The organism is Frankia sp. CcWB3, from assembly GCF_977927595.1.
Map to the genome: position 1 here is coordinate 15,981 of NZ_CDWRCK010000015.1, position 2,991 is coordinate 18,971.

Below are 2,991 nucleotides of genomic sequence, written 5' to 3' on the forward strand. Positions count from 1 at the left end.
CTCCTATACGTTCCTGATCGCCGAGGAGGAGTTCGACGCGGCGTTCGAGCGGATCCAACGGGCCGGGATCACCTACTACGCGGATCCACACCGTAAGCACCCGGGCGAGATCAATCATCATGACGGCGGACGGGGGTTGTACTTCCTGGACCCGGCCGGCCACGGCATGGAGATCATCACCCGCCCCTACGGGGGATTCGAAGCAGATTCCAGAGCAGTCTGAGATCGGTAACAGTCCGAAATCGGCGGACAAACCGATAAGCAGCAACCTTTATCTACCATACGGGCTCAATGGAATGTGACGTGCACCACTGTGGAGTCGAAATGAAATAACTTGCGCGTTTCGAACCCTCCACAGGCCTGTGACCTGCGATGATGCTCTCGATCGCGTATTTGTTACTTCATTACGTCCCCTGTGACCAGCAGTCGGCGGCGAATAGGCCGATATTTGCCGCGAGGCTCCGCGCCGGGCGGAGTCATGATCCACGTGTGACAATTCGGCAGAGAGTGCAGCGACCGGTCACGGTCCCCCGACCTGGGCGTCCAGCGCGGGCGTCCGGCGAGGATATCCGCGGCATTCGCACCTGGCGAGCGTCCGCGGGAAGGGTGCACTGTGGGTACACAATCCGCGGAGACGACGGGCGCACGAGCTGGTGAGACCCCCGAGCAACAGGCCGGCGCGCAGGATCGGGCCGATAGGGCGCCGGCGCCCGGCCAGTGCACTCTGAGTGAACTACTGGCAGTTCTCGATCTCGGCGGGGATGTTCCGCCGGTGCCGGCCCGATGCCTGCTCAGCACACACGGCGGCGTCCTCGGGGCGCAGCTGCTCGGCCAGCAGATCGTTCTCGCCGAGCGTATGACCCCCAGTAAGATCACGCACAGCCTGCAGACGGTGTTCATGCGCCCCGGCGACTGCCGCCAACCGGTCTGGATCGACGTCGAGCGGTTGGCCCACGGGCGGTCGATCGACTCCCTGGCCCTGACCTTCCGACAAGACTCGTTGCAGATCTGCCGGGCGGACGTGATGCTCCGCTCCCCAGAGCCGGACTTCCTGCGCCTGCGCTCCACCGAGTCCGACTTCCTCGGCCCGGAGCACGCCAGCCCCCTCGACCGTCCGATGATGCCCTGGGAGGTTCGGGTGCTTCCCCGGGCGGGCACCCATCAGCTGGACCAATGGCAGCGCATCCCCGGGGCGCCGGAGGACCGGTCCCTGTGGAGGGCGTTCATCGCGCACAGCTGCGAACTGCTGCCGCTGTCCGACCTGCTGGCCGTCACCGGCCTGACCCCCACCAGGCGCCTGGCAGTCGCCGTCCTCTCGCAGAATGTGACCTTCTACGACGACCTGGACGTCCGGGACTGGCACCTGTTCCGGGTGCGTACCCTGCACGCGGGCCACGGCCGGACGATCGGCCGTGTCGAGGTCTTCGGCCCGGACGGGGAGCTACGCGCGGGCAGTGAGCTCGTCGGGCTGCTGCGCAGATCCACGATCTGATGTCCGCGCGGCTGATGGAGATGGATCAGACCTCCGCGAGTGCCTGGTCCTCGTCGTCCGAGGCCCCGGACGCGGTCTTCTCCGCCGCGCCGAGGGCCGGCTCCGGCTCGGGCCGCCGGACACGGGGCAGCAGCAGCGCGGCCAGGATCCCGGCGGCGAGGACGCAGCCGCCGATGAACAGCCCGAGGGAGTAGCCGGAGGCCAGCGCGTCGAGCCGCGCGGCCCCGTGCCTGAGACGGCCATCGGTATACCTGGTCGCGATCGTCGACACCGCGGCGAGGCCGATCGCCGCGCCGATCTGGCGGCTGATGTTGATCAAACCGGACGCGAGGCCCGCCAGGCGCATCGGCACGCCCGCCGTGGCCGCGGCGACCATGACAGGGCCCACCCCCAACCCGATGATCAGGACCGGGCCGAACACGTGCACCCAGTACGAGCCGTCCCGGGTGATCGTCGACAGCCAGAGCAGACCTGCCGTTCCGCTCATGAGACCGAACACGATGATCGGACGCGGACCGAGCCGCCCGATCATCCGGGTGACGATCCGCGAGGCAACGATGACCATAAGTGGTATCGGGAGCATGGCCACCCCGGTGCGCAGCGGGCTGTAACCCTGAGCCTGCTGGAGGAAGAGGGTGAGGAAAAAGAGGATCGTGAACATCGCGGCGCCGAGGAAGGCGGCGACCGCGTTCGCTGCGGCGAGCCCGGGGTAGCGGAAGATGCTCAGCGGCACCAGCGGGGCGGGGGTCGTGACCTCGACGACCACGAACGCGGCAAGGAGCACTACCGCCCCGGCCAGCATCCCGAGCGTGACCGGGGACGTCCAGGAGGAACTCTCGGTGCGGACGATGCCGTAGACCGACAGCACCAGGCCCCCGGTGACGGTCACCGTGCCGGGAATATCAAGATCACGCAGCCGGCTCAACTGGCCCCGCGACTCGACAAGCACGAGCCGGGCGGCCACGAGGAGCGCCACCCCGATCGGCACATTGACGAACAGCACCCACCGCCAGTTCGCGACCTCGGTCAGCGCACCGCCGACGATCGCGCCGAGCGCCCCGCCGCTGGCCGCGGTGGCGCCCCACGCGCCCAACGCCCGGGTCCGCTCCTGCCCCTCGGCGAAGGAGGTCATCAACAGGGTCAGCGTCGCCGGGGCGAGCACGGCCCCGCCCAGCCCCTGCACGGCCCGGCCGCCGAAGAGCAGCAGACCCGCGAACGCGATCGTGTAGGCGTTGACCACCCACTGCAAGCCGCTCGCCGTCATCCCGAGATCGGTCTGCATCGACGGCAGCGCGACGTTCACGATCGAAATGTCCAGAACGACCATGAACTGGGCCAGGCAGCAGACGGCCAGCACGGCCCAGCCCGGAATCCCCCGGCCCGGCGGTGCGCCACCTCCCGGCGAGGCACCCGCCCCGGTACCGGCGGTCCTGCCGACCACGGCACCGCCCTCGTCCGAACCGCCCTCATCCGAACCTGTCATCACCCGATACCTCCAA

4 protein-coding genes are annotated in these 2,991 nt (G+C 68.5%); 3 read left to right on the top strand and 1 reads right to left on the bottom strand.

What is annotated here, in order from left to right; genetic code table 11:
• The 3 genes from ACY5KJ_RS02600 to ACY5KJ_RS02610 all read left to right on the top strand — a co-directional run.
• On the top strand, positions 1 to 223 hold a 223-nt coding region (locus ACY5KJ_RS02600; RefSeq protein WP_462202714.1), incomplete at its 5' end, for a VOC family protein.
• A 149-nt stretch (positions 224 to 372) separates the two neighbouring features.
• Positions 373 to 657: a hypothetical protein gene (locus tag ACY5KJ_RS02605; RefSeq protein ID WP_462202715.1), complete on the top strand. Its 285-nt coding sequence runs from the start codon at positions 373 to 375 to the stop codon at positions 655 to 657.
• Positions 614 to 1,492 carry an acyl-CoA thioesterase gene (locus tag ACY5KJ_RS02610; protein ID WP_462202716.1) on the top strand — a complete coding sequence of 293 codons (879 nt, stop codon included), beginning with the start codon at positions 614 to 616 and terminating at the stop codon, positions 1,490 to 1,492. The genes ACY5KJ_RS02605 and ACY5KJ_RS02610 overlap by 44 nt, the downstream gene beginning before the upstream one ends.
• A gap of 25 nt (positions 1,493 to 1,517) precedes the next feature.
• On the opposite strand, the gene ACY5KJ_RS02615 is transcribed toward ACY5KJ_RS02610, so the two are convergent.
• Positions 1,518 to 2,975 carry an MFS transporter gene (locus ACY5KJ_RS02615; RefSeq protein ID WP_462187809.1) on the bottom strand — a complete coding sequence of 486 codons (1,458 nt, stop codon included), beginning with the start codon at positions 2,973 to 2,975 and terminating at the stop codon, positions 1,518 to 1,520.
• Between the last annotated feature and the right edge of the window lie 16 nt (positions 2,976 to 2,991).